We start from the raw sequence: 25,288 nt of genomic DNA, 5'->3' as shown, positions 1-25,288 counted from the left end.
CAGGCTGTTGCCTGTATTTCAAGCTATTGCCTGTAGTTCAAGCTGTTCCAGGGCAGCCTCCAGGGCCAGTCGGTAACCGCTGGCGCCAAGGCCGCAGATCACTCCTACCGCTACGTCGGAGAAGTAAGAGTGATGGCGGAAAGGTTCGCGTTTGTGCACGTTGGACAAATGCACTTCGATGAATGGGATGCTCACTGCCAGCAGCGCGTCACGTAAAGCGACACTTGTATGTGTAAAAGCTGCTGGATTGATCAGAATGAAGTCCACGCCTTCGCCGCGCGCGGCGTGGATGCGATCGATCAATTCATACTCGGCATTGCTCTGCAGGTACAGCAGATGATGGCCGGCTTCGCGGGCGCGACGCTCCAGATCCTGATTGATCTGCGCCAGGGTCGTTGCCCCGTAGGTACCCGGTTCGCGGGTGCCGAGCAGGTTCAGGTTGGGGCCGTGCAGCACCAGTAGCGTTGCCATCTGCGTGTTCCTTGTTATCTGTGAGCCGTCGTCAGAACCCGGCGACTATGCCGCAAAGACTTTGTGACTGTCCAGTTCTATGCAAAAGCCGGCACGATGACCGATGTTTGCGCAAAGTTTTTGACCGCCTTATTGAAACCGGTCATTCGCCTTTGCGACACGTTCAGCGAACTCTTTCGCACTGATCTCACCGATCACCCGCACCTCGCGATGTTCGTTGCCATCCTTGCCAAAAAACATCAGTGCCGGTGGGCCGAACAGATTGTAACGATCGAGCAGGGTGCGTTGTTCGGCGTTGCTTGCGGTGATGTCGAAGCGGATCAGTCGATAGCCCCGCAGGCGCTCGACGACTGTGGCGTCGTTGAGCACTTCGTGTTCGATGACTTTGCAACTGATGCACCAGTCGGCGTACCAGTCGAGCAGCAGCGGGGTGCCGGCGTTCTTTGCCGCCAACAACACGCGATCCAGATCCGCCGGGGTGCTGACGGTTTGCCACGAGTCGGCGCTTTGCGCAGATGCGCCGCTTTGCACCACGCGAGAAGCAATGGGTTTGAACGGGTCGGTCTGACCGCTGAACGCGCCATACCAGCAGGCCAGCGCGTAAAACAGCAGCAGCAATCCTGCTAACTGACCGAGTCGTTTGCGTGGCGATTTGTAGACGAATTCCAGCGCCCCGAGAAACAGACCGACGCCACCGGCCAGCAGTCCGATCAGCAGCAAGGTGATTTGCCCCGGCAACACGCGGCTGAGCAAGCCGATCGCCAGACTCAGCAGCAACACGCCGATGCCGTTCTTCACGTACATCATCCACGGCCCGCTTTTCGGCAGCCAGGCCGCGCCGCCTGTTGCGACCAGCAACAGTGGCGCACCCATGCCCAGGCCAAGCATGAACAGTTTCAAACCGCCACCCAGCGCATCGCCACTGGCGCTTATATACAGCAGCGCACCGGCCAGTGGCGCGGAAACACACGGCGACACCAGCAGGCTGGAAACCACGCCCAGCACCGCCGCGCCCCATAAAGAACCGCCTTCGGTACGCCCGGCAATCCGGTCGAGGCGATTGCTGATGAACGTAGGCAGTTTCAGCTCGAACACGCCGAACATCGCCAGGGCGAACACCGCAAAAAACATCGCAAACGGCACCAGCACCCATGCCGATTGCAAGCGCGCCTGCAAATTCAGTTGTGCACCGAACATTCCCATCAACGCGCCGAGCAAGGCGAAGCACGCGGCCATTGGCAACACGTAGGCAAGCGAAAGGTTGAAACCGCGCAGCCCGCCGACCTGACCGCGCAGCACCACGCCGGAAAGAATCGGCAACATTGGCAACACGCACGGGGTGAATGTCAGGCCCAGGCCTGCGAGGAAGAACAGCGCCAGATCGCGCCAGTCCCACGCCGTGCTCGGCGTCGTGCTCGAGACGGATGAAGCGTTGCCATCGATGCTCAGCCGCTCGGTTTCCGGCGGATAGCACAGGCCTTTATCGGCACAGCCCTGATAAGTGACGGCAAGGGTAAAGGCGCGGGAATCGTTGCGCGGCACTTCGACGTCGAGAATGCCGTGATAGACCTCGACATCGCCGAAGTACTCATCGTGTTTCTGCTCGCCCTTGGGCAGTTGCGCAGTGCCAAGTTTGACCTCGGCAGGTTCGGCGCGGAACTGGAAGCGGTGACGATAGAGGTAGTAGCCCTCGCTCGCGACGAAACGCAGTTTGACCGACTGCGGCGTGCTCTCGACCAGGCTCAGTTGGAAGGCTTCGCGCACCGGCAGGAAGTCTTCGCTGTTGTTCACCGAGCCGAGGGTCGAACTGGGCTTGTTATCGAACAACCCGGCGGCGGAGGCCGGCAGGACGAAGACAAAAAACAGCAGGCAAAGCAAACGGCGCATGACGATCTCGCGGTATCAGAAGTGCGGGCATCATAGCCGAGTACATGACCTCCATCATGAGCTGCCGCAGGCTGCGATCTTTTGATCTTTGTTTTTGAAAATCAAAATCAAAAGATCGCAGCCTGCGGCAGCTCCTGCACGGGTGATCGGTTTAGACGCGGAAGGCTCGTACGGCGGTGTGCAGTTGGCCGCCCAGTTTCAGCAGATTCTCGCCTTGCTCGCGACCTTCGCCGATGCGCAGCAGGTTATCCCCGCCCAACTGATGAATGCGTTCGCTGTGGTCGCGTATCTCACTGACCGCGCCACTCTGTTGCGCCGTGACATCGGCGATGCGAATGGCGGTATCGGAAATGGTCTGGATCGCGCCGACGATTTTGTCCAGCGCGCCGTCAGCCGCTTGCGCCTGATTGGCGGTGGCTTCGGCGTGTTCGACCTGGGCGCGCATGCCTTCCACCGATTGCCGGGCGGCGGATTGCAGGCCGGCGATCAACGTCTGGATTTCAGCGGTGGCGCCGGTTGTGCGCTGGGCCAAGGAGCGAACTTCTTCAGCCACCACGGCAAACCCTCGGCCCAAATCGCCGGCTCGCGCCGCCTCAATGGCCGCGTTCAACGCCAGAAGATTAGTCTGGTCGGCAATCGAGCGGATCACCGTCAGCACGCCGCCAATGGTCGCGGACTCCTCGGCCAGGTGCTCGATCATCTGCGCGTTGCCTTGCACTTCATCGACCAGCGCATGCAAACCGGTGAGGCTCTGACCGATCACTAACTGTCCGTGCTCCACTGCGAGCCCCGCCTGCTGACTGGCATCGGCGGCCTGTCGGGCGTCGCCGGCGACTTGCTGGATAGTCGCTTCGAGTTCGCCGAGAGAGTCGCGGATCAGCGCGGTGTCGCCGGCCTGATGTTCAGCGCCAATGTGCAAGTCGTTGCTCAGTTCGGCGAGGGTGCGGCTGCTGCCGGCGACCTGCTCGGCATTGCCGCGAATGGTGCCCACCAGATCGACGAGGTAGGCGCGCAAACGGTTGAGCGAGGCTTCGATGTCGCGCAGTTCGCGGTTGGTCTTGCCCAATTGGATGTCGCGGCTGAAGTCGCCATCGGCCCAGGTCGAGAGGGCGGGCGCGAGGTTAGTCAGCGTGCGTGCCAGGCGCCTCTGCAATGTGTCGATCAACACGGCGATCAGCAGAATCAGGCCGATCATCACGCCTTGCATCAAGCGCACTTCGCTCTGGATCCGCCCGTGCTGGGCGCGCACGACCGGCTCCAGTCCGGCGATGGCGTGTTGCACAGCGGCAATTTTCAGATGCGTTGCGCTGCTCAAATCGGTGCGTTTCTGGATCTGTTCGCGGGTGCGTGCCAATTCTGCAGGGTAGCGGCCGAGCAGGCTGTTGAGTTCCCGTTTGAAGCCGACACCGGCATCTTCGTCGATGGTTTTTTCCGTGTTCTCGATCCCCATCATCGCCGCGAAATCGTCGCTGCCAGACTCGTTGGTGGCGACGACGCCGAGCAAGGGCAGGGCGTCCAGAATCTGCACCTGAGCGCGAATGCTGCTGACCTCGCGCTCAACGTCTTCGGCCAGTTCACTGCGTCCGCTGCTGACCAGTTTGTCCCGCGCCAGCGACAGTTTGCCCAAGTGCCGAGAAGCGCCGAGCAGCGGTGTCAGCCAGTTCGCGTTGCCATTGGCGTAGGTGCTGAGCTGATCGAGGCTGGCGCCCAGTTCGCGTTCGGCCTGCAACAGCAGCGCTTGAGGGTCGCCCGCCAGTTTGCCGGCCGCCAGCAAATCGGTTTTGCTGAATTCATCGAGCCCCGAGAGACTTGGGCGCAGCGTGTCGGCGAGAGCTGGCGGCCATTCACTGAGCTGTGTCTGTAAACCGTCGATGGCTTGACTGGCACTGCTCAGGCGCAAGGCATCGCCACTGGCGAGGTAGTCCTCGACATTGCGCGCCACGTCATTTTGGAATGTCTGCGACAGCCCCAGATACCGCTCCATCAAAAGGTACGGGCGTTCCAGGGCTTTTTGCGACCACCACAACGTGGCGCCGAGCGCCACACACACGGCGACGAGCAGGAGGGTGTTGAGATTGGTGAGCAACTTCAGGCGCATGACGGCTACCAACGGCAGAAACGTAAGCGCCTGAATTTATTGCTGTTCTGTTACACGGTTATGACCGAGCCGGTGGATTTTGATGAAAAAGTGGCACTTTGCTTTGAGTCGCGCGCGGTCTCTACGCGATTGCGTCCATCGTGTTTGGCGCGGTACAGCGCCTCGTCGGCCTGGCTGGCCATCATCAGGCTGTCCGAGTCGTCGCACATTTCCACGACACCGGCGCTGAAGGTGCACCACAAATCCTGCGGCTGGGCCGGGTAGTGGATTTCAGCGAAGCGCTGGCGGATCTCATCAAGGACGTTATGCGCCGCTTCTATATCGGTGTCGGGCATGACGATGGCGAATTCTTCGCCGCCGTAACGGCCGATGTAGTCGGTCTTGCGCAGCCGCTGCTTGAGAAACAGCGCCAGGCTTTTGATCACCCGGTCGCCCATTGGGTGGCCGTGGCTGTCGTTGACCCGTTTGAAGTGGTCGATGTCGAGCATTGCGAAGCTCAGCGGCTTGTTCTCACGGCGGGCGCGGAACGAGCAGTCTTCGAGCAATTGCAGAATGTGCGTGTGGTTGTACAACCCCGTCAGGCTGTCGCGCACCATTCGCGCCTTGAGATTGCGCGCGCGCGCGGCGCGGTTGCGCACGGTGGTGATCAGGTGACGCGGCTTGATCGGCTTGGTCAGGAAGTCGTCGCCGCCCTCGCTCATGGCGTCGAGCTGCTTGTCGAGATCGTCCTCGGCCGACAGATAAATGATCGGCACGCTGACGTAACGGTCGTTATGGCGGATGACCTTGGCCAATTCAGTGCCGGTGCAGGCCGGCATGTACATGTCGAGGATGATCAGATCCGGCTGGAAATCCGCCAGTTCGGCCATGGCCTGGATCGGTTCGATCAACGTCCGCGTGACGATGCCGGCGCTGTTGAGCAGGCGTTCGGTGTGCATTGCCTGGGCGCGGGAGTCGTCGATGATCAGCACTTTATAAGGCTCATACTGGGCGACGCAGGTCAGGACTTCGATTTTTTCCAGCAGGCTCGACGCTTCGAGGGTGCCGGTGAGAAATTCCTGGCCGCCGGCGCGTACGGCTGCGAGACGCGTCGGCGTGTCGGTTTCGTGCAGGCTGAAGAACAACAGTGGCAGCGGTTCATCCAGGCCTTCCTGGGCTTCGGCCGCCAGTTTCAGGCCGACGCCGGTACCGCTGAAATCCACGTCCATAACGATTGCGGCTGGCAGGCGCTCGACCATAGACGAACGAAATGCCGAGACGCTATCGAGTGCCTGGGCACTGAGACCGAAAAATTCCAATTGCTTGGCCAGTCGTTCGGCGCGGTCGTGATCTTGCAGCATCACGTAAATCGGCTTGCGCAGTGGCGGCAGAAAAGTCTGCTCAAGCTGATCGCCATGGCGCAGGCCCGTGCGGGACAGGCGCTGCATCAAGCGATTGAGGTCGGTAATCAGGCCACTGCTCAAGCGTCCGCGATTGGCGTCGACGGCCTGCAGCGACTGGCTGATGTGGTGGGCGAGTTGCGTGTGCTCCGGCTGTTCGAAGCGTTCGGCAAAACGCAGCAGGCGCAGATTGGCCTCGCTCAATTCGGCGAGATCGGCGGTGGACCACTCACTGCGTTGCAGGCGCTGCCATATCTCGAGAATCTGACGTGCCTGATGAATTACCCGCTGGGCAAAATGGTGCTTGAGGCGCTCACGGCTGGGGTCTTCTGGCTCGGTCATATCCTGACTACTAGTTAGGGTTCATGCTGAGATCGACTGGTGGCTCTATGCTAGCACCTCTTTTCCCTTATATGAGTGACGTACGTCAATAATCTGTGATGCGTCACTATTCAGTTTCTGACCGAGTGGTTTTGTTTTGGACGCTGGTCCTCGATGAGGTATCCGTGATCCGGGCAGTTCAAGAGGTTTCTCACTCGCTAAGACCAAGCTTCCCAACCGTGCATGGAAGACGTCTGTCAGTGCTTTCTGATTTTTCGCGCGGACGGCCTCAGACAGGTTTTTGATTGATAGGGTTAAGGGATTCCCCTAGAAGCTGTCCGGCCGACATGAGTCAGTGTTTCAAAGAACATCCCAGTGATGAACAACGCCTGAATCACAACACAACGTCTGTGGACGCCTGCGAGTGCAGTGACCAATTGCTGTATGGCGAGAAAGTGCGGGTAACAGAAGTGCCGGTGTTGACCTGCCAGTGTCTATGGCGTGCCTACCAGCGGCAGGCCGAGGAAATCGTCGCGCCTGAAGGTGTGTTTATCGCCGACCCCGTCAGGCGCAACCGGGCGATCAACGCGGCCTATGCACGGCTCTGGCAGCACGATCGGCGGTTCCAGTGGGCCGGTCTGGCCGCATTTGCGTCCAAGCAGGTGGGCTGTGGTTTGCTGCATGCGGCGGACAGCATCGAGCTTATCCGTGAAGAGCACGAGGCACGGCAGCGTGTGCGGGAGGGTCGCAGAGCGTCAGGATTACTGACCCCGGAAAAGATGCCTGAACAGGCCGAAGCATCACGTGATTACGACGAAGCCCGGGCGCGCAACCCTGTGCCTGCGGTGGATTTTCGCCCCTCGGGCGAAGAGCTGTCTTTGGTGCAGCAACAGTTCCGGCTTGTGTACGACTTGATGGCGATGGGCAATACCACGCTGTTTCTGGATGTGTATCCGCTGCATCAGTTTTATGCGCTGCGTGGGTCGGGGGAGATGAGGAAGTGTCTGCGGGATCGGCAGAGAATTTATGGACATGCAAATTTCCCGGTTCTTTGGCCGGTGGAACAGGAAACTTTAGGTTTTGGGAAGGCATACGAGGAAATCCTTCAAGCCTTTGAGGCGATCGACGCGGGGAAGATTGCCGAAAGCGTCGAGCATTTGGCTTTTCACGAGCAGCGAAACATTCTCCAGCCGACGATTTACGAGAATCGTCGTCTGGTTGCGCTGTTGCGGGGCAACCATTTTTCTTACGTAACCGGTTTCCCGTCCGGAGTGGCTCAGGCAATCGAGTTGACCCTGACCAGTCAATGCCAGCGTGTCGATGATGGCCGCACAATCAGTTTCGGCAGTAACCCACTTGCGGATTTGTCTGATATCGATCAGCGAATGGAGTTCGTGCTGCGGGCAGCCGCTCGTTTTGATCAGATGCTCAATGACAGCAATCAAGAGGCGTTGGCGCAATCCATTGGTGAAATTGCCGTGATGGAGGGTGTTTGATGACTTGGCGCTTTTCTCTGCCCAACTGGCGGTTTTGGGTGTGGCTGGTGCTTTGCTCCGGTTTGGCGCTGGCCGCAGCACGTCAACTGACGCAGCCGTTGTGGGACGATCCCATGATTGCCCTCGAAATCGGCGGAACCTATGAAAGCATGCGTGAGCGCTCCACAGCTCCTTTCAGTCCATTGATTCGTGGTCACGTCTGGGGCGGCATTCCCAAGACCGATGCGCGCCTGCGCTTAGTCGATCCGCAGTATGGGTTCGAGACGCCTTTGGCGCGGTTTTTGTCGGTCGGTTTCAACGACAACGTGGTCAACAACGTTCGCATGTCTCCGCAAATCGAGCCGCTGTTAATCGACGATGCGATGAAAGTCGTTGTCGATCTGCAGGCGCAATGGTGTGCGAAAGGCTGGAAGCCGATGGGGACGCGGGACGATCCGACAATTGCGGATACCCCTGAATGGCGTGCGTATGTCAGACAAGGTGTGCTAGCCGGGCATTCCTTTTGGCAGGCGGGCGACAAGTATCAAGTGATGCTGATACTGGCGCGATTCAGAGACTACAGACATCCGGATCAGGAGCGTTACCTCATCACCCTGGAAGTCGCCGATGCATGGAGATCTTTCGACGAAACGGCAGACATTCCCTACGAACCCCATCATTTCCCTCCCCCCCAACCACAAAAAGGAGCCACCCCATGCCCATCCCGGCCTTCATGACTATCCAGGGCAGCCGTCAGGGGCTGATCAGCGCTGGCGCCTTCACCAAGGACTCGGTGGGCAATGTCTACCAGACGGGGCGTGAGGACAAGATTATGGTTCAGGCTTTGAGTCACGGTATTTTCGTGCCCAAAGGGCAAGGTGCAGGTCGACGGATGCATAAGCCGCTGGTGATCACTAAAACCATCGACAAGGCGTCGCCGCTCATCCAGGTCGCGATGTGTTCCGGTGAATTGCTGAGCCAGTGCCGAGTGGAGTGGTATCGCACATCGGTTCAAGGCGTGCAGGAGCACTTCTACACCATCGAGTTGGAGGGCGCTTTGATCGTCGGCGCCGAGGTTCTCATGCCCCATTGTCTCGACTCTGGCATGGCGCATTTCACGCAGCTGGAGAAGGTCTATTTCAGCTATCAGCGCATCTACTGGCGACACGAAGTCAGCCGCACGATGGGCTCTGACGAATGGCAAGGCGAGGGGCAGCAGTGAGGCTGGTTCGTCACGCAGACTTGATTAAAAGCGAGCGTGAATTTGTTTATCCGGTGAGCCAGGCACTGGAGCGGGTCTGTCAGGTTTTGCTGGAGCGGCGATCGCTTGAAGGGCTTGATGAACTGCGGGCGGGGTTGCTGATCAATCTGGACAGCGAAGTGCTGGATCAGGTCGAACGGGGCGACTGGCTGTTGCTCAGGATGCAGGCCGAATTTGGCCATTGGCCCGTCGCGGCATCGGTTTTCGATCAGACGGTGCTCGACCTGATGAATAAACCGCCTGCGCAGCAGCCCAGAACACCGAGGATATTTCGCCTCGTTGACAGCATGACGGGTGAACCGCTGGCGCAACAGGCTTACGTCGCCACGATTGACGGGGTCGCCAGCCAGCATCAAACCGACGCTGCTGGCATTGCGCATCTATTCGCATCAGAAGACGTCCGGCAGATTTCCCTGAAGATCTTCAGCGTCTGAATGGTCATTTATCCTCTCGTTCACTTGCGGCATTCAGCTGTTTTACTCCCATGTCCCAATAGCAGGTGCCCGGCCAAGGCACGTTGTTGTATGGTTGTGGTCGAACCGTTGAACCCAAGTTTTGAAAGGAAATCGCCATGCTGGACTGGAAGAACCGCGCGGGCAGCGCTCCTGAACGTGCCGCCGAGCCTAAATCGGCTACCCGCAGTTACATCGGCGGGGTGCTGTTCAGCCGTGCGCTGGCCACGCTGGTCGGCATTTATCTGCTGGTGACCATTGCCCTCGGTTGGTACTGGAGCCAGGAGCCGGCGCTATTCCCGGTGGCACAAAATGCCCAGACATCCGCCGAAACCGCAGGCAAACAAATGGTCGTCGGCTACACCACCGTAGAAACCCTCAAGACCGTTGCCGGCACCTTGCTGAACAAGCCGGGTGGCTATATTTCCAACGACCGGTTCCCGCCGGGCCTTTGGATGGACAACATGCCGAGCTGGGAATACGGCGTGCTGGTTCAGGTGCGTGACCTGAGCCGCGCGATGCGTAAAGACTTCGCCCGCTCACAATCGCAGTCCGCCGAGGACGCCGATCTGGCCAAGGCCGAACCGCGCTTCAACTTCGACAACAAAAGTTGGATGTTGCCTTCTAGCGAGTCCGAGTTCCAGGAAGGCATCAATTCCCTGAGCCGCTATCAGGCGCGTTTGTCCGAACCGAATCAGAAGAGCGCACTCTTCTACGCCCGCGCCGACAACCTGAACAACTGGCTGGGCGATGTTGGCACCCGTTTGGGCTCGCTGTCGCAACGCCTGTCGGCCAGCGTTGGCCGGGTCAAACTCAACACCGCGCTAAAAACCGAGGCGCCGGCGGTTGGCGAAGTGCCGCAGGTTGACGAGGAAATCGTCGAAACCCCGTGGATGCAGATTGACAACGTGTTCTACGAAGCTCGCGGTCAGGCCTGGGCGCTCTCGCATCTGCTGCGCGCCATCGAAGTTGACTTCGCCGACGTGCTGGCCAAGAAGAACGCCACGGTCAGCGTGCGCCAGATCATTCGTGAACTCGAAGCCTCGCAAGAGCCGGTCTGGAGCCCGATGATCCTCAACGGCAGCGGCTTCGGCGTATTGGCCAACCACTCGCTGGTCATGGCCAATTACATTTCCCGTGCCAACGCCGCGGTGATCGACCTGCGTCAACTGCTCAATCAGGGCTGACTCATGGCTGACAACGCCTTAGAGGCGGCCCATCGCGCCGCCTCGGATGCCGAACAGATTGCCTGGGTCGATGAGCAGGACACCCTGCTCGGCGCCCTGGTGCGTTCCGACTTGCGCGAGCGCGGGCTGATCGGACGTGGCACTTACATCATGCTGTTCAACAGTGCCGGTGAGTTGTGTGTTCACCGACGCACCCTCAGCAAGGCCATCTATCCGGGTTTCTGGGACGTCGCGGCCGGCGGCATGGTGCTCGCGACCGAGACTTACGCTGAGTCGGCGGCCCGGGAGCTGGAAGAGGAGCTGGGGGTGAGCGGCGTTGAGCTGATCGCCCATGATCATTTTTTCTATGAGGACACGGGCAACCGGCTCTGGTGCTCGGCGTTTTCCGCCGTGTGGGACGGCCCGCTGATCCTGCAACCCGAGGAGGTGCTGGAGGCGCGCTTCATTCCCCTCGAACAGGTGATGCTGGAAATCCAGCAGAAGCCTTACTGCCCGGACTCGCTGGCGGCGTTGAAGCGCTATCTGAAAGCCCGGCAAAGCGACGTCGCAAACTCGCTATAAATTGGCGCCGATTGGCTCTTAGCAAGTCGGCTTTTTGCCGTTACACTGCGCGACCTTTTCAAGCTGCACCGGAACGCGGTTCACGTTGCAGGAGCTGCCGCAAGCTGCTCCTGCATCAGGTAAGCGATTTCGGTTCAGTAGCGCTGCCCCTGCCTGAGTGGGGCTTCGCGGTCGATGACCTTGCCCAAGGTTGCGATCAGTCTTTGTCCTCCCAAGAGGATTGCCGGTGGCCAAAAAAGCCGCATCCTTCGCCGCCCTTGGTGGCCTGGTATTTTCCACCGACGCAGGTCGTCATTGCCCGGATTGCAGTCAACCGGTTGACGCCTGCATCTGCAAACAAACCGTGATCCCCGAAGGTGACGGCATTGCCCGCGTGCGTCGCGAAAGCAAGGGCCGTGGCGGCAAGACGGTGACGACCATCACCGGCGTGCCGCTGGCCGAAGACGCGCTCAAAGAGCTGGCGACAACGTTGAAGAAACGTTGCGGCACCGGCGGTGCGTTGAAAGACGGGGTCATCGAAATCCAGGGCGATCATGTCGAGCTACTCTTGGCCGAGTTGATCAAGCACGGTTTCAAAGCGAAGAAGTCCGGCGGCTAGCAGCCTCTGTGAAACCCACCACGGCTTGATCCGGCGTTGAACGAGTTCAGAAACCGGCGTCGTCTCCATGGTTTTCACAGAGCCTGTTCATGAACGGTTTCTAAACTCGTTGCTGTCGGTGCGGTCTACCGCCTCGCCGATAAACCGTCATTTCCATTCTTTAGACTGCGCCGGCCTGAACCCAGGCGACGCTCTATGACTTATCTATAGGGGACTTCGATGTCCGTACGACGTACACGCAAAGACGATGGCAGCCAATGGACAGTTGCGGACAGCCGCAGTGTTTACGGGATCCGCCATTGGGGGGCCGGGTATTTCGCGATCAATGACGCCGGTCGCGTCGAAGTTCGTCCGAACGGCCCGAACAGTTCGCCCATCGACCTCTTCGAGCAAGTCGACCAGCTGCGCCAGAGCGGTTTGTCCTTGCCGTTGCTGGTGCGTTTTCCCGACATTCTGCAAGACCGCGTTCGCCAGTTGACCGGGGCCTTCGACGCCAACATCGAGCGTCTGGAATACCAGAGCAAATACACCGCCTTGTACCCGATCAAGGTCAACCAGCAAGAAGCGGTGATCGAAAACATCATCGCCACTCAAGACGTTTCCATTGGTCTGGAAGCGGGTTCCAAGCCTGAACTGCTCGCCGTGCTGGCGCTGGCCCCGAAGGGTGGCACCATCGTTTGCAACGGTTATAAGGATCGCGAGTTCATCCGGCTGGCGCTGATGGGCCAGAAACTCGGCCACAACGTATTCATCGTGATCGAGAAAGAATCCGAAGTCGCACTGGTGATCGAAGAAGCCGCCTCGCTCAAGGTCAAGCCGCAGGTCGGTCTGCGCGTACGTCTGTCGTCCCTGGCATCGTCGAAGTGGGCGGATACGGGGGGCGAGAAATCCAAGTTCGGTCTGTCGGCGGCCCAATTGCTGTCGGTGGTCGAGCGCTTCCGCGCGGCGGGCCTGGATCAAGGCATCCGCCTGCTGCACTTCCACATGGGTTCGCAGATCGCCAACCTGGCCGACTACCAGCACGGCTTCAAGGAAGCGATTCGTTACTACGGCGAACTGCGCAACCTCGGCCTGCCGGTGGATCACATCGACGTCGGCGGCGGCCTGGGCGTTGACTACGACGGTACTCACTCGCGTAATGCCAGTTCGATCAACTACGACATGGACGATTACGCCGGTGTCGTGGTCGGCATGCTCAAGGAATTCTGCGACGCGCAGAGCTTGCCGCACCCGCACATCTTCTCTGAAAGCGGCCGCTCGCTGACCGCCCACCACGCCATGCTGGTGGTGCAAGTGACCGACGTCGAGAAACACAATGACGATGTGCCACAAATCGAGAACAAGGAATCGCTGCCCGAAACCGTGCAGTGGCTCGTTGATCTGCTCGGCCCGACCGACATCGAAATGGTCACCGAAACCTACTGGCGCGCCACTCACTACATGAGCGACGTGGCCGCCCAGTATGCCGATGGCAAACTGACCCTGGCCGAGAAAGCCCTCGCCGAGCAGTGCTACTTCGCCGTGTGCCGTCGCCTTCACAACTCGCTGAAGGCGCGTCAGCGTTCGCACCGTCAGGTGCTCGACGAACTCAACGACAAGCTCGCCGACAAATACATCTGCAACTTCTCGGTGTTCCAGAGCCTGCCGGACACCTGGGCCATCGACCAGGTGCTGCCGATCATCCCGCTGCACCGTCTCGATGAAGAGCCGCTGCGCCGCGCGGTGCTGCAGGATCTGACATGCGACTCGGACGGCAAGATCAATCAGTACGTCGACGAGCAGAGCATCGAAACCAGCTTGCCGGTGCACGCGTTGAACGAAGGCGAAGACTACTTGCTGGGCGTGTTCCTGGTGGGCGCCTATCAGGAAATCCTCGGCGACATGCATAACCTGTTCGGTGACACCGACTCGGTGAACATCTACCAGAACGCCGATGGCAGCGTGTATCACGCCGGGATCGAAACCCACGACACCATCGAAGACATGCTGCGTTACGTGCACTTGTCGCCGGAAGAACTGATGACCCACTACCGCGACAAATGCGCCAGTGCCCGCATCAGCGCCACCGAACGCACCCAGTTCCTCGATGCTTTGCGCCTGGGCCTGACTCGCTCCTCTTACCTGTCTTCCTGAGACCAGGTTGCCGTCCCGCCAGGTTGTCTGAAAATGTTCCGCTGACTGCGGAATTTTCGGATGACTTGGTGGGATATCTCTCTTTTTCTTCGTGAAATGCCTGACATACGTCATCGGCTACCGGATCTGGTCTGCTTTTCGCGTAGGTCATTTCCTAAGTTGTACTTCGGCACTCTACTCGGCCATGGCTCTCGGCGAGAATCCCCGGCCGCCCCTCCTGTAGAGAATCGCCAATGTTCGATCAAGTCGACGAGCCCTCGTTTCGTCTCGATGTCGCGGGTCTGTCCGATCCCTTCGAAGTTCTGGCCTTTACCGGTAGCGAGGCCATCAGCGAACCCTTTGCATTTGAGATCGATCTGCTGATCGATGACCCGCAGCTGGATCTCGCCGGCCTGCTGCACCGCGCCGCCTACTTGTCGTTTGGCGCCGGAGAAAATGGCGTACACGGGCATTTGCAGAGCCTCGTTCAGCATGAGCACGGCGATGCGGCCCGGTTGTGCCGCGTGCGACTTGGCGCCAGGCTGAACTGCCTGGCGCTGCGTTTCAGCCAACGAATTTTCAGTGCGCGCTCGGTACCACAGATTTTGCGACAAGTGCTCAAGGAACACGGTATCGCCGGCGCGCAATGCCGCTTCGAGTTGAGCGCTGAATATCCTGTTCAGGCGTTCTGCACCCAATACCGCGAATCGGATCTTGCGTTCATGCAGCGCATTTGTGCCCGGGCACGGATTCATTTTCGCTTCGAACACACACGCAGCGGGCATTGCCTGATCTTCGGCGATGACCCGGCGCACCTGCCCGAGGCGCGCATGGTGCGACTCGATGCCGACGCCGACGATGGCAACCACGTGCAACGTTGGCACGTACGCAGCGAGGTGCAAACCAGTGGGCAAATGTCGTCGCAATCGCCAACCGCCGAAGGTCATACGCGCCTGTCTGCCTTGCGTGCGGGCCAGTGGTTGTCAGTGCGAGGCCACCCGTTTTCCGAATGCAATGGTCAATGGCTGCTGAACCGGATAGAGCATCACGCCGATCAAAGCCGCGAACCGCCTTACAGTAATCGGATCTTTTGCAATGGCTCCACGGCGTCACTCGTGACAACCGGGCTGACCCGGCCACGCATGCAAAGCCTGCAGCGAGCCTGGGTGGTCACGGTCGACGAGCCGCGCCCCGATCTCTCCCGCCCGGTGGCGGTGCAGTTTGACTGGCTATACCAGGGCGAGGGAGCCGCGCCCAGTCATTGCTGGCTGCCATTGGCGCCAGCGCTGGCCAACACATCGCAGGCGATGTTGCGCGATGGCGTTGAAGTGGTGGTGAGTTTCTTTGAGGGCGATCCCGATCAGCCATTGATCAGTGGCGTGCTGCAGCGTGGGGAAAATCTGCACGAAGCGGTGAATGAGGCGCCGATTCGCCTGCCCGACACATTGCTGAGCGAAGGCTTGCCGCAGCTGTTGAAATCTGCCGAGCCGCTGCTGCTCCTGTGTCTGATTCCGGGGGGCGGCAGTTTCAATCATTGTCCGGAAGCGGTGTGCAGTTGTCGGCTGATCACCGCACTCGACCCGAGCGGCGGCCGATGAGCGGCCCCGCGCTCAAGCCGATCGCGCAGTGGCTCCTGCTGGACGTGGTGGAGGCGCCACAAGCATTGATGACATTGCGTCGGGGATTCGCCGATGTTGCAACAGTCTGGTTGTTCGATGACACGGAGTTCCAGCCGGTGCGCGAACACGGCCCTCTACTGGTGGATTTGCGTCAAAGTCCGGCGCTGGCGGCGTTGTGTCAGGCCGATCCAAAAACGTGGCGTGGCCTGTTGTTGGTGAGTCCGGTTTCGGCCGACGAACTGCTCGGCCATTTGCGACGCATGCTCACGGTGTCTTTCGGCCTCGATCACCGAGCGTTGCTCAGCTACTACAACCGCCAGACCGCAAGCTATTTTTTCGATGCCTGCGATGCCGACGACCTCAGTCGCTGGCTCGGGCCGATTCGCCAGATGCGTTGGTTCGGTGGCACGTGGGCCGACCGCGCCATCGGCAGTCAGGGCTGGCAGCAATTGCAAAATCCCTGTCTTGGCGTCGAGCCTTTGCGAAACGAAGAAAGCCTGACCGGTCGTCAACGCGAGCGCCTGCAAACCTGTCTGTTGGAGCAACACGTGTGGCGCTGGTGTCAATCGATGGGCAGTGGCTACGCGGCGATGTGGCAGCACGCGCAACAAGGTTTGGCATTGGGTTTTCATGATCGGGCCGTGTTGGACGGCTGGTTGTGGCTACGCTTGCAGCATCCGCAGGCTGTGCTGATGCCACCACCGAGCGGTCTGACCCAGCAAGAGCGGCTCGAGCACTTACGGCGGCAGTGGCAGAAAGATCAATCCTGAAGACGAGGTCGGACAGTGATGACGCATCGCTTACGCAACAAGTTTCGCGCAACGATCGGCGCCATGGTGCTGCTGGTGCTCGGTGCCTGCTCACCGGTAAAGCTGCTCAACGCTCTGACACCGGAAAACACTTTCAACAAAACCGCCGACATAGCCTACGGCGACGATCCTCGACAGAAACTCGATGTCTACGTGCCGCGCCAGCCGCTGAAGGATGCGCCGGTGGTGATCTTTTTCTACGGCGGCAGTTGGAACATGGGGGCGCGCGAGGACTACACCTTCGTCGGCGAAGCCTTGGCGTCACGGGGCATCGTCGCGGTGGTGGTGGATTATCGGTTATATCCGCAGGTGCGTTATCCACTGTTTCTTGAAGACGGTGCCCGGGCAGTGGCGTGGACGCGGGCGCACATTCGCGAATTCTCCGGTGATCCGCAGCGTCTGTATTTGATGGGGCATAGCTCCGGCGCCTACAACGCGGCGATGCTGGCGCTGGATCCGGGGCTGCTCGGCGCCGTCGGTATGTCACCGGCGGATCTGCGCGGCTGGATCGGTCTGGCCGGCCCCTATGATTTTCTGCCGATCGAGAACCCCGATGTCCGGCCCGTGTTTTTCTGGCCGGATTCACCGCCACAATCGCAGCCGGTCAATCATGTCAACCGAGGTGCGCCGCCGGCCTTGCTGATCGCCGCCACACAGGACGATCTGGTCAACCCGACCCGTAACACCGGCGGTCTCGCGAGCAAATTGCGTGAGTCCGGCGTGCCGGTACAGGATTTGTATTACTCGCGACCCAGCCACATCACGCTGGTGGCCACGTTATCGCGACCGCTGCGATGGCTGGGGCCGGTGCTTGATGAGGTCGAATCATTCATCAAGCACACGCCCGATCAGTGAATGCCGCCGCTGAACCAGCCGTCATTGCGCCGCAACCAGATTGCGAATCCCCCGAGCGTCAGGCTGCGTACAACCATGAACAACAGGAATGAAATCCACAGGCCATGATTGCCGAAACCTTGCAGCGCCCAGGCGAACGGCAGCATCAGCAACACGGTCAACAGCATGCCGTTGCGCATCTCCCGCGCGCGGGTGGCGCCGATGAACAGGCCGTCGAGCAAATAACTCCACACGGCAATCAGCGGCAAGACGGCGAGGTAGGGCAGATAGATGAACGCCGTGTCGCGCACGCTCTGGATGTTGGTCTGCATCTCGATGAACAAATGCCCGCCGAACAGAAACAGAACCGCAAACGCCACACTGGCCAGCAACGACCAGCCGCCCGCTACCACCAGCGAGCGGCGCAAGGCGAGGCGATCGCGCGCGCCAATGGCGTGTCCGCACAAGGCTTCGACGGCGTGGGCCAGACCGTCCAGTGCGTGAGCGGTCAACAGCAGGCCATTGAGCAGCAAGGCATTGGCGGCAACCGTCGCATCGCCCAGTCGCGCGCCTTGCACCGTGATCAGAAAAAACACCGATTGCAGCGCCAGGCTGCGGATGAAAATGTCGCGGTTGACCGCCAGCAATGGCCGCCAGCTCTGCCACACGCGCAACGCGGCCCAGACGATATGCCCGGGATAGGCGCGCAAGGCCTTTCGGGTCAACAGCAGGCCGAGCAGGGCGCCGCTCCATTCGGCGATCACCGAAGCGCGGGCCGAACCGACCACGCCCCAGTCGAGGCCGATGACGAACCAAAGATTGAGCGCGATGTTGATCAGGTTGGTGGTTAACAGAATCGCCAGCGGTGCCCGGGCATTCTGGGTGCCCAGGAACCAGCCGACCAGTGCGTAACTGGCCAGTGCCGCCGGCAATCCGAAAAGGCGAGTGTGGAAAAAATCACGGGTCAGTTGGTCGAGCTCCGCCGACGGTTGCATGAAATGCAACGCAACACCGCTCAGAGGAATGCCCAGCGAACCGAGCAGCAGCGCCAGGCCCATCGCCAGCAACAGGCCTTGCAACAGGATTTGCCGCAGCGCCGTGCCGTCACTGCGTCCGGCCGCCTGAGCGGCAAATCCGGTGGTGCCCATGCGCAGAAACCCCATCGCCCAGGCCAGAAAGGTGTACAGGCTGGCGCCCACGGCGACGGCGCCCAATTGATGGGCGTGGGGCAAATGGCCGATGACGGTGCTGTCGACCAGCGCCACCAGCGGCACGGAAATATTGGAAAGGATCATGGGGGCGGCGAGGCCCCAGACGCGACGGTGAGTCGGTCGGTCGCGCCAGTCGGCGATCAGGTTGGACATGCAGGCTCCTTGGGGGAGCGGCATTGTAGCGATTCATTCGGGCTTTGCAGTGAATCCAGAATCCATCCCTCTCACCCCAGCCCTCGGCCCCATGAGGGGCGAGGGGAGGTTTGCAAACGGTCAGTGAATAATCCAGCTCAACAACCACAACCCCAGCAACAACCAGATGATCCCGGCAATGATCGAGGCATTCATGAACGCCCGAATCGCCGACCACAACAGCATCAACCCGACAATCAACGCAATGATGCTGATGATCGACGTGTCCATCCCCAGCGTGCGTGACAGCCCCTCGACAAAATTGCCACCGGCATCGCTCAGGATGTTGAACAGTCCGCTCAAGCCGTCGACGATAAACCGGATGACCGAACCCAGTGCCTGGCCGAGCCATTCGAAAAAGCTTTCTACCTGCATGTGTGCATCCTGATGAAAGTCTGAATCCTTGGGCCGCAATATAAGCGGCCGAGTTCCCTGCACTATAGAGCGTTCACACCAAACCGGTAGGAGTGAGCCTGCTCGCGATTGCATTGTGTCAGGCAACTCAACTGGAATGACACACCGCCATCGCGAGCAGGCTCGCTCCTGAAGGTTGCAGCTTGCGTTCAGTCGGCATCCCCCCGAAGCTATACGCCTTCAGGAGAACCCGATGAACCTTGTTGAACTGACCGAACGCCTGCACGCCATCCGCGACCGTAATGACTGGCGGCAATTTCACAGCCCGAAAAATCTGGCGATGGCCGCGAGCGTGGAAATGTCCGAGCTGGTGGAAATCTTCCAGTGGCTGACTGAGGACCAATCGCGGCAGTTGCCAGCAGACAAACTCGCCCACGCCGGGCAGGAAGTTGGCGATATCGTGTTGTATCTGTTGCTGCTGTGCAGCGAGCTGGGGCTGGACATGAATGAAGTGGTGCGCAGCAAGCTCGCTGACAGCGAACGGCGGTTCAGCTGATGAGCGACCGTCATTTCGATCAGTTGGCGACCCGTTTCGCTGAAAAAATCTACGGCGGCGCCAAGGGTGCCATTCGTCTTGCGGTATTGCAGGCGGATCTGGCCGAAGCGCTGCCGGATCGCCCGTTGCGGGTGCTCGACATCGGCGCCGGGCTAGGCCACATGTCGTTGTGGCTGGCCGAGCGCGGGCATGATGTGACGCTGGCCGAGCCGGCCGAACCCATGCTCGACGGCGCGCGCCAGCGCTTTGCCGACGCCGGGCAAACGGCGACGTTCATTCAGGCGCCATGGCAGGAACTGCTCGGTCAGCTCACCGAACCTTACGACCTGGTGATCTGCCACGCCGTGCTGGAATGGCTGGCCGAACCCCACGCGATCCTGCCGGTGCTGCATCAATTGACCACGCCGGGCGGCTGGTTGTCGCTGGCGTTCTACAACCGCGATGCGCTGATTTATCGCAACCTGCTCAAAGGCCATTTCAAGAAAATGCGCAAAAACGTCATGGCCGGCGAGAAGCAGAGCCTGACCCCGCAACAGCCCCTCGACCCGCGTGAACTTGCAACGCAACTCGAAGACCTGTGGCGGGTCGAAACCCAGAGCGGAGTCCGGGTTTTCCACGATTACATGCCGGTGGAATTCCAGGCCCGCGCCGAACTGGCGGACTTGCTGGAAATGGAGCTTGCACACCGTCGTCACCCGAGCTTCGCCGGGCTTGGGCGTTATCTGCACTGGATCTGCCGGCCGATCTGATCGGAGCGCGAGATGAAAACTCATTCGGGGTTACTACTGATCTGTCTGGGGCTGGCCGCTTGTCAGGGCAGCAACCCGTATGTGGCGGATTCCCGGCCTCTGCCGCCGGCGCCGCCGCAAGCCGCCAGCACGTTCGACCGCAGCGCCTACCCGGCACCTGCGCGTGATTACGGGCGCTATCGCAGTTGGGCGTGGCTTAACGGGCATCTGCCGCCGGGCACGGCGTGGGCGGATTCGGCGCAAGTGGCCGAAGCGGTCAGCAATGCCCTTGACCAACGTGGCTTGCGTCCATTGCGTGACAATCAGCCAGCCGATGTCCTGGTCAGCGCTGATCTGCGTCTGGAAACGCGGTTGCGTCAGGTACGGGACGACTACGGTTATTACGGCGGTGCCGGTTATAGCGGCTATGACCGTTATGGTCGAGGCTACGGTATGTACAACTCGGTGCCGATCATGCGCACGTATCAGGAACAGGTTGTGGTGGTGCGTGTCGATCTGTTCGACGCCGGCACCGGCCAGCCCGTCTGGAGCGCCAGCGCCGAAACCGGCACGAAAGGTAATCAGATCGAACGCGGCGATGCGATCCGCGAGGCTGTGGAAAAGGCCATGTCGGCGTATCCTCCCAGCTAGCTTCCCGTGAATCAGAAGCCTGTGCAGCTTCATGTTTTCCACCGGAGAAATATCATGTTCCGCCGACTCGCTTTACTGGCCATGGCTGCACTGCTCAGTGCTTGCGCCGCCAACCAGGTCAACCATGATTTCGACGCCAGCCGCGACTTCGCCGCGTATCGCAGTTGGAGCTGGAAGGAGCCATCGCTGCAATACCGACCGGATGATCCACGGATCAAGAGCGACCTCACCGAACAACGCATCCGCCAGGCCGTCGCCGATCAACTCGATCAACGTGGCTTGCGTCCGGCCGCTGCCGGCGCCAAGGGTGATCTGAATGTGCAGACTTACCTGATCGTCGAAGATCGTCAGCAGCAAGTGACGACCAATTACGGCGGCGGCTGGGGTGGCCCCTGGAACGGTTATTGGGGCGGCCCGATGTACAACGAAACCCGCAACGTGACCTACAAGGTCGCGACCATCCAGGTCGACCTGCTCGACGGCAAGGACGGCAAACTGGTCTGGCGCGGCAGCGACGAGCAAATGCTCAGCCGCACCACCAACCCGACCGATCGCAGCAACGCCGTGCGCGAGACCGTCGCGAAAATCCTTGCGAATTATCCGCCGCGCTGAGTGCCCACCCCCACGATCACATCCAAAGGGGCGACAGGTGCAGAGGGCGCTGGCTTGCCAGCAATGACGGCCTGACGGGTGCCTCAGCCCGGTTTCTGTGGGGTTACGGTGCGCCTGCCCACCCATGCTCATCGCCGGGTATCTCTGCGCAACGAAGGTCAGGCGATGGGCTGCCAGCAACCCACCATGTGCTCCAGATCGTTGGCGCCGATCAGGCGCAAATCCCCACTCGACCCCGCTGCACTGGCGAGCAATGTCACCTCGCTGGGTAACCGCACCGGTTTGCGAAAGTGCGCGACGATCTCGACATTGGCCTTCGGCAGATGCTCACCCAGCGCCGCGATCGTGCGGGCCTTGTTCCACAACCCGTGGGCGATGGCCGTGGGGAATCCGAACAGTTTGGCGCTAGCGGCGCTGAGGTGAATCGGGTTGTAGTCGCCTGACACCTTGGCGTATTGCCGGCCAATATCTGCCGGTGCCTTCCAGTGCGCCACTTCGCTTAATACTTGCGAAGGCTCCCAGTGCTGTTCAACGGCCTCGCCGTCCAGTTTCACCCCGCGACAAAGCATCTGGCTCTCGGCTTCCCACAGCGGCCCGAGCTGATCGTCGAGGGTCGTCAGCAGATCGAACGTAGCGCCTTTGGGATGGGGTTGCAGATTCTGCACGCGCACGCTGACTTGCGCCCGAGTGACCCCGCCCATCGGACGCAACACGCGGATGCGGTTGCTCAAATGGATCAACCCCAGCAGCGGAAAAGGAAAATCCTTGGCGGTGAGCAATTGCATTTGCAGGGCGAACGCGAGGACGTGTGGGTAGGTCGGCGGCAGCAAGCCGTCATCAACGAATCCGCAGACCTTGCGATACGCCGCAAGACGTTTGCCATCGACCTCTACCGCGCAACGCAAGCCCTCGTCAGGCAGCGTATTGCCAGTGATTTTTCGCCGAGTGGCCGCGCGGGTGTACAACCCCGGCAGGCTCGGTTCGCGATCCAGCGTTTGCCATTCGATGCCCATTTTCTAAGCTCCCAACACGCTTTGTCCGCAGACGCGCAGCGCCTGCCCGGTGAAGGCGCCAGTGCCCGGTTGCGCCAGCCATGCCACGGCTTCGGCGACGTCCTGCGGCAGGCCGCCCTGACCGAGAGAACTCATGCGTCGCCCGGCTTCGCGCAAGCCGAACGGCATGTGTGCGGTCATTTGGGTCTCGATAAAACCCGGCGCCACGGCGTTGATGTTGATGCCGCGTTCAAGCAGCGTCGGTGCCCAGGCTTGGGCCAATCCGATCAGCCCGGCCTTACTGGTGGCGTAGTTGGTTTGCCCGCGGTTGCCGGCAATGCCGCTGATCGAGGCGAGTAAAACGACTCGCGCGTTGTCGTGCAGGGTGCCGTTGTCGAGCAATGCCTGGGTCAGCACTTGCGGCGCATTGAGATTGACCGCGAGCACCGCGTCCCAGAACTCCGGAGTCATATTGGCCAAGGTTTTGTCGCGGGTGATGCCGGCGTTGTGCACCAGAATGTCGAGGCCGTCCGGCAGGTGTTCGGTCAATTGCGCAGCGGCGTCTTCGGCGCAGATGTCGAGGGTGATGCTGCGCCCGCCAAGCCGTGCGGCGAGGGCGTCGAGATCGGATTTGGCTTGAGGGACGTCAAGCAGAATGACTTCGGCGCCGTCCCGGGCAAGGGTCTCGGCAATCGATGCGCCGATCCCCCTCGCCGCGCCGGTGACCAGCGCTTTGCGCCCGGCGAGCGGGCGCGTCCAGTCGCTGACTTGAGTCGCGCAAGCCGTGAGGCGAATCACTTGCCCGGAGATGAACGCGCTTTTCGGCGACAGGAAAAACCGCAGCGGGCCTTCCAGTTGCGACTCGGCGCCTTCACCCACGTAAATCAATTGCAACGTGCCGCCGCTGCGCAGCTCTTTGGCCAGCGAACGGGAAAATCCTTCGAGGGCACGCTGGGCACTGGCGGCAAACGCCTCGCTCAGGGTTTCCGGGGCGCGACCGAGGATCACGACATGGGCGCTGTGGTCGAGATTTTTCATCAGCGGCTGAAAGAATTCGCGCAGTTGCTTGAGGTCGTCGGTGTGCTGCAAATGGCTGCCATCGAAGACCACGGCTTTGATCTTCGGGCCATGGCCGGGAATCCATGCAGTGGCGAGCGAGGACTCGGTGCCGTAGCTGTAAATGGACTCGGTCAGGCGATTGGCGAACGCGGCGACCTGTGCCGTCAGCGGCCCGCCACCGATCAGCAACGCGCCATCCACCGGCCGCAGGCGCCCGGCCTGCCAGCGCTCCAGGCGCACCGGCGACGGCAGCCCAATGGCCCCGACCAAACGATGGCCGATGGATGAGTTGGCGAAGTCGATATAGCGGTCAGACATGGAACGCTCTCCAGAAGATGGGGTTCAAAGTGTGGACTGCCCAAGGCAATCAATCGTTCGATTCGGGCAATAAGGCCTAAGCTGGAACACAGCAGCGTAGTTTGCCCTCGGACTTTTTGTTGCCGAACCGCGCAACCCTGTGGGAGCAGGCTGCCAGCGATAGCGGAATCTCAGCCACCGAAGCGGTTGGATGTCTTCGGCCCCATCGCTGGCAAGCCAGCTCCCACAGGGTCTGTGTGAACTCGATCATTTGAAAAGGAGCACTTCATGAGTCAGCCGCGCCGCGTCGCGATCATCGGGGGCAACCGCATACCGTTCGCCCGCTCCAATGGGCCGTACGCCACCGCCAGCAATCAGGCGATGCTTACGGCCGCCCTTGAAGGCTTGATCGAACGCTACAACCTGCATGGCCAGCGCATCGGCGAAGTGGTCGCCGGCGCCGTGTTGAAATTGTCACGAGATATGAACCTGACCCGCGAATGCGTGCTCGGCTCACGCCTGTCACCCTCAACGCCCGCCTATGACATTCAACAGGCCTGCGGCACCGGTCTGGAAGCGGCGCTGCTGGTCGCCAATAAAATTGCCCTCGGCCAGATCGAATGCGGCATTGCCGGCGGCGTCGATACCACCTCGGATGCGCCGATCAGCGTGGGCGAAGGATTGCGCAGAATTCTTTTGCAAGCCAACCGCGCCAAAACCACCGGCGACAAGCTGAAAACATTTCTGCAATTGCGTCCCCAACACCTGATCCCGGAGTTCCCGCGCAACGGCGAACCGCGCACCGGTCTGTCGATGGGCCAACACTGCGAACTGATGGCGCAGACCTGGAATATTCCTCGCGAAGATCAGGATCAACTGGCCCTCGACAGCCACCGGAAAATGGCTGCCGCTTACAGCGAGGGCTGGCACAACGACTTGATGACACCGTTCCTCGGCCTGACCCGCGACAACAACCTGCGCCCGGATCTGACTCTGGAAAAACTCGCTTCCTTGAAACCGGCGTTCGAAAAAAGCGCCAAGGGCACTCTTACCGCCGGCAATTCCACGCCGCTCACCGACGGCGCTTCGGTGGTGTTGCTGGGCAGTGAAGAGTGGGCGAAGGAACGTGGCTTGCCAATCCTCGCGTACCTGCGTGACGGCGAAGCGGCGGCGGTGGATTTCGTCAACGGCGCCGAAGGACTGCTGATGGCGCCGGTCTACGCGGTGCCGCGCCTGTTGGCGCGCAACGGTTTGACCTTGCAGGACTTCGACTACTACGAGATTCACGAGGCATTTGCCGCGCAAGTGCTGTGCACATTGAAGGCCTGGGAGGATGCGGATTATTGCCAAACCCGGCTGGGACTGGACGCGCCGTTGGGCTCGATTGATCGCAGCCGATTGAACGTGAAAGGCAGTTCGCTGGCGGCGGGACATCCGTTTGCCGCAACGGGGCGGATTGTGGCGAACCTGGCGAAGTTGCTGGATGCGGCGGGGGGAGGGGGGGGGGGTCCGACTGTTTTGGGGGGGGCGGGGGTTTGTCGCCAACAGGAGGAATCTGTGCCGCCTCGCGCG

24 protein-coding genes are annotated in these 25,288 nt (G+C 60.5%); 16 read left to right on the top strand and 8 right to left on the bottom strand.

Features of this window, described 5'->3' with window-relative positions:
- Positions 1–18: 18 nt before the first annotated feature.
- From aroQ to gcbA, 4 genes are all read right to left on the bottom strand, one after another.
- Positions 19–471, bottom strand: coding sequence for a type II 3-dehydroquinate dehydratase (gene aroQ, locus GIW69_RS17160; protein WP_236483990.1), 453 nt, complete (start codon positions 469–471; stop codon positions 19–21).
- Between the two features lie 129 nt (positions 472–600).
- Positions 601–2,358, bottom strand: a complete 1,758-nt coding sequence (locus tag GIW69_RS17155; RefSeq protein ID WP_236483989.1) for a protein-disulfide reductase DsbD — start codon at positions 2,356–2,358, stop codon at positions 601–603.
- Between the two features lie 151 nt (positions 2,359–2,509).
- Entirely contained in the window at positions 2,510–3,553 is a 1,044-nt protein-coding gene (locus tag GIW69_RS26415) for a methyl-accepting chemotaxis protein (RefSeq protein WP_496570932.1), read from the bottom strand.
- Between the two features lie 953 nt (positions 3,554–4,506).
- Positions 4,507–6,177 (bottom strand): diguanylate cyclase GcbA, encoded by a 1,671-nt coding sequence (gene gcbA / locus GIW69_RS17145; protein ID WP_236483987.1) that lies wholly within the window; start codon positions 6,175–6,177, stop codon positions 4,507–4,509.
- A 326-nt stretch (positions 6,178–6,503) separates the two neighbouring features.
- Between gcbA and GIW69_RS17140 the strand changes: the two genes are divergently transcribed.
- The 11 genes from GIW69_RS17140 to GIW69_RS17090 all read left to right on the top strand — a co-directional run bounded on the left by GIW69_RS17140 (position 6,504) and on the right by GIW69_RS17090 (position 17,085).
- On the top strand, positions 6,504–7,652 hold the full coding sequence (locus GIW69_RS17140) for a DUF2515 family protein (protein WP_236483986.1): 1,149 nt from the start codon (positions 6,504–6,506) through the stop codon (positions 7,650–7,652).
- The gene (locus tag GIW69_RS17135; RefSeq protein WP_236483985.1) at positions 7,652–8,368 is read left to right on the top strand and encodes a hypothetical protein; all 717 of its coding nucleotides are present in this window, start codon (positions 7,652–7,654) and stop codon (positions 8,366–8,368) included. Before GIW69_RS17140 ends, GIW69_RS17135 begins: the two co-directional genes overlap by 1 nt.
- Positions 8,347–8,853 (top strand): Hcp family type VI secretion system effector, encoded by a 507-nt coding sequence (locus GIW69_RS17130; RefSeq protein WP_236483984.1) that lies wholly within the window; start codon positions 8,347–8,349, stop codon positions 8,851–8,853. The genes GIW69_RS17135 and GIW69_RS17130 overlap by 22 nt, the downstream gene beginning before the upstream one ends.
- Positions 8,850–9,326 carry a hypothetical protein gene (locus GIW69_RS17125; protein WP_236483983.1) on the top strand — a complete coding sequence of 159 codons (477 nt, stop codon included), beginning with the start codon at positions 8,850–8,852 and terminating at the stop codon, positions 9,324–9,326. The genes GIW69_RS17130 and GIW69_RS17125 overlap by 4 nt, the downstream gene beginning before the upstream one ends.
- 137 nt (positions 9,327–9,463) lie before the next feature.
- On the top strand, positions 9,464–10,531 hold the full coding sequence (locus GIW69_RS17120; protein ID WP_236483982.1) for a DUF2333 family protein: 1,068 nt from the start codon (positions 9,464–9,466) through the stop codon (positions 10,529–10,531).
- Positions 10,532–10,534: 3 nt separating this feature from the next.
- Entirely contained in the window at positions 10,535–11,092 is a 558-nt protein-coding gene (locus GIW69_RS17115) for an NUDIX hydrolase (protein WP_236483981.1), read from the top strand.
- Positions 11,093–11,318: 226 nt separating this feature from the next.
- Positions 11,319–11,690 carry a translation initiation factor Sui1 gene (locus GIW69_RS17110; RefSeq protein WP_236483980.1) on the top strand — a complete coding sequence of 124 codons (372 nt, stop codon included), beginning with the start codon at positions 11,319–11,321 and terminating at the stop codon, positions 11,688–11,690.
- Positions 11,691–11,909: 219 nt separating this feature from the next.
- Positions 11,910–13,823 (top strand): arginine decarboxylase, encoded by a 1,914-nt coding sequence (gene speA / locus GIW69_RS17105; RefSeq protein WP_236483979.1) that lies wholly within the window; start codon positions 11,910–11,912, stop codon positions 13,821–13,823.
- A gap of 233 nt (positions 13,824–14,056) precedes the next feature.
- Positions 14,057–15,400, top strand: a complete 1,344-nt coding sequence (locus tag GIW69_RS17100; RefSeq protein ID WP_236483978.1) for a contractile injection system protein, VgrG/Pvc8 family — start codon at positions 14,057–14,059, stop codon at positions 15,398–15,400.
- Complete coding sequence (locus GIW69_RS17095) at positions 15,397–16,191, top strand: DUF4123 domain-containing protein (protein WP_236483977.1); 795 nt, start codon at positions 15,397–15,399, stop codon at positions 16,189–16,191. Before GIW69_RS17100 ends, GIW69_RS17095 begins: the two co-directional genes overlap by 4 nt.
- A gap of 18 nt (positions 16,192–16,209) precedes the next feature.
- Positions 16,210–17,085, top strand: a complete 876-nt coding sequence (locus tag GIW69_RS17090) for an alpha/beta hydrolase (RefSeq protein WP_236483976.1) — start codon at positions 16,210–16,212, stop codon at positions 17,083–17,085.
- On the opposite strand, the gene GIW69_RS17085 is transcribed toward GIW69_RS17090, so the two are convergent.
- Together GIW69_RS17085 and GIW69_RS17080 are read right to left on the bottom strand one after the other, a co-directional pair.
- The gene (locus GIW69_RS17085) at positions 17,079–18,428 is read right to left on the bottom strand and encodes an MATE family efflux transporter (protein ID WP_236483975.1); all 1,350 of its coding nucleotides are present in this window, start codon (positions 18,426–18,428) and stop codon (positions 17,079–17,081) included. The two genes, GIW69_RS17090 and GIW69_RS17085, sit on opposite strands and share 7 nt — an antisense overlap.
- Positions 18,429–18,548: 120 nt before the next feature.
- The gene (locus tag GIW69_RS17080) at positions 18,549–18,842 is read right to left on the bottom strand and encodes a hypothetical protein (RefSeq protein WP_236483974.1); all 294 of its coding nucleotides are present in this window, start codon (positions 18,840–18,842) and stop codon (positions 18,549–18,551) included.
- Between the two features lie 232 nt (positions 18,843–19,074).
- Here GIW69_RS17080 and GIW69_RS17075 point away from each other — a divergent pair, with 232 nt between their 5' ends.
- From GIW69_RS17075 to GIW69_RS17060, 4 genes are read left to right on the top strand one after another with little or no spacing between them, the layout of a single operon-like run.
- A complete protein-coding gene (locus tag GIW69_RS17075; protein ID WP_007951009.1) occupies positions 19,075–19,377 on the top strand; it encodes a MazG-like family protein in 303 nt (100 codons plus the stop codon).
- Positions 19,377–20,126, top strand: coding sequence for a methyltransferase (locus GIW69_RS17070; RefSeq protein ID WP_236483973.1), 750 nt, complete (start codon positions 19,377–19,379; stop codon positions 20,124–20,126). The genes GIW69_RS17075 and GIW69_RS17070 overlap by 1 nt, the downstream gene beginning before the upstream one ends.
- A gap of 12 nt (positions 20,127–20,138) precedes the next feature.
- Complete coding sequence (locus GIW69_RS17065; RefSeq protein WP_236483972.1) at positions 20,139–20,756, top strand: DUF4136 domain-containing protein; 618 nt, start codon at positions 20,139–20,141, stop codon at positions 20,754–20,756.
- Between the two features lie 54 nt (positions 20,757–20,810).
- A complete protein-coding gene (locus GIW69_RS17060) occupies positions 20,811–21,368 on the top strand; it encodes a DUF4136 domain-containing protein (protein ID WP_236483971.1) in 558 nt (185 codons plus the stop codon).
- Positions 21,369–21,526: 158 nt separating this feature from the next.
- Here the strand turns inward: GIW69_RS17060 and GIW69_RS17055 are convergent, their stop codons facing one another.
- On the bottom strand, positions 21,527–22,381 hold the full coding sequence (locus GIW69_RS17055) for a MaoC/PaaZ C-terminal domain-containing protein (RefSeq protein WP_236483970.1): 855 nt from the start codon (positions 22,379–22,381) through the stop codon (positions 21,527–21,529).
- Between the two features lie 3 nt (positions 22,382–22,384).
- Complete coding sequence (locus GIW69_RS17050; RefSeq protein ID WP_236483969.1) at positions 22,385–23,737, bottom strand: 3-oxoacyl-ACP reductase; 1,353 nt, start codon at positions 23,735–23,737, stop codon at positions 22,385–22,387.
- Positions 23,738–24,004: 267 nt separating this feature from the next.
- Here GIW69_RS17050 and GIW69_RS17045 point away from each other — a divergent pair.
- A partial coding sequence (locus tag GIW69_RS17045; RefSeq protein ID WP_236483968.1) for an acetyl-CoA C-acetyltransferase occupies positions 24,005–25,288 on the top strand: 1,284 nt, incomplete at its 3' end.

Source organism: Pseudomonas syringae, assembly GCF_021605415.1.
Lineage (GTDB): Bacteria > Pseudomonadota > Gammaproteobacteria > Pseudomonadales > Pseudomonadaceae > Aquipseudomonas > Aquipseudomonas syringae_S.
Note: the sequence above shows the minus strand (reverse complement) of the source record. Positions and strands in the feature narration are given on the sequence as shown.

Coding starts and splice junctions, on each gene's coding strand:
- aroQ (WP_236483990.1), bottom strand. CDS start 471: ATGGCAACGCTACTGGTGCTGCACGGCCCCAACCTGAACCTGCTCGGC.
- GIW69_RS17155 (WP_236483989.1), bottom strand. CDS start 2,358: ATGCGCCGTTTGCTTTGCCTGCTGTTTTTTGTCTTCGTCCTGCCGGCC.
- GIW69_RS26415 (WP_496570932.1), bottom strand. CDS start 3,553: ATGATCGGCCTGATTCTGCTGATCGCCGTGTTGATCGACACATTGCAG.
- gcbA (WP_236483987.1), bottom strand. CDS start 6,177: ATGACCGAGCCAGAAGACCCCAGCCGTGAGCGCCTCAAGCACCATTTT.
- GIW69_RS17140 (WP_236483986.1), top strand. CDS start 6,504: ATGAGTCAGTGTTTCAAAGAACATCCCAGTGATGAACAACGCCTGAAT.
- GIW69_RS17135 (WP_236483985.1), top strand. CDS start 7,652: ATGACTTGGCGCTTTTCTCTGCCCAACTGGCGGTTTTGGGTGTGGCTG.
- GIW69_RS17130 (WP_236483984.1), top strand. CDS start 8,347: ATGCCCATCCCGGCCTTCATGACTATCCAGGGCAGCCGTCAGGGGCTG.
- GIW69_RS17120 (WP_236483982.1), top strand. CDS start 9,464: ATGCTGGACTGGAAGAACCGCGCGGGCAGCGCTCCTGAACGTGCCGCC.
- GIW69_RS17115 (WP_236483981.1), top strand. CDS start 10,535: ATGGCTGACAACGCCTTAGAGGCGGCCCATCGCGCCGCCTCGGATGCC.
- speA (WP_236483979.1), top strand. CDS start 11,910: ATGTCCGTACGACGTACACGCAAAGACGATGGCAGCCAATGGACAGTT.
- GIW69_RS17100 (WP_236483978.1), top strand. CDS start 14,057: ATGTTCGATCAAGTCGACGAGCCCTCGTTTCGTCTCGATGTCGCGGGT.
- GIW69_RS17095 (WP_236483977.1), top strand. CDS start 15,397: ATGAGCGGCCCCGCGCTCAAGCCGATCGCGCAGTGGCTCCTGCTGGAC.
- GIW69_RS17090 (WP_236483976.1), top strand. CDS start 16,210: ATGACGCATCGCTTACGCAACAAGTTTCGCGCAACGATCGGCGCCATG.
- GIW69_RS17085 (WP_236483975.1), bottom strand. CDS start 18,428: ATGTCCAACCTGATCGCCGACTGGCGCGACCGACCGACTCACCGTCGC.
- GIW69_RS17080 (WP_236483974.1), bottom strand. CDS start 18,842: ATGCAGGTAGAAAGCTTTTTCGAATGGCTCGGCCAGGCACTGGGTTCG.
- GIW69_RS17075 (WP_007951009.1), top strand. CDS start 19,075: ATGAACCTTGTTGAACTGACCGAACGCCTGCACGCCATCCGCGACCGT.
- GIW69_RS17070 (WP_236483973.1), top strand. CDS start 19,377: ATGAGCGACCGTCATTTCGATCAGTTGGCGACCCGTTTCGCTGAAAAA.
- GIW69_RS17065 (WP_236483972.1), top strand. CDS start 20,139: ATGAAAACTCATTCGGGGTTACTACTGATCTGTCTGGGGCTGGCCGCT.
- GIW69_RS17060 (WP_236483971.1), top strand. CDS start 20,811: ATGTTCCGCCGACTCGCTTTACTGGCCATGGCTGCACTGCTCAGTGCT.
- GIW69_RS17055 (WP_236483970.1), bottom strand. CDS start 22,381: ATGGGCATCGAATGGCAAACGCTGGATCGCGAACCGAGCCTGCCGGGG.
- GIW69_RS17050 (WP_236483969.1), bottom strand. CDS start 23,737: ATGTCTGACCGCTATATCGACTTCGCCAACTCATCCATCGGCCATCGT.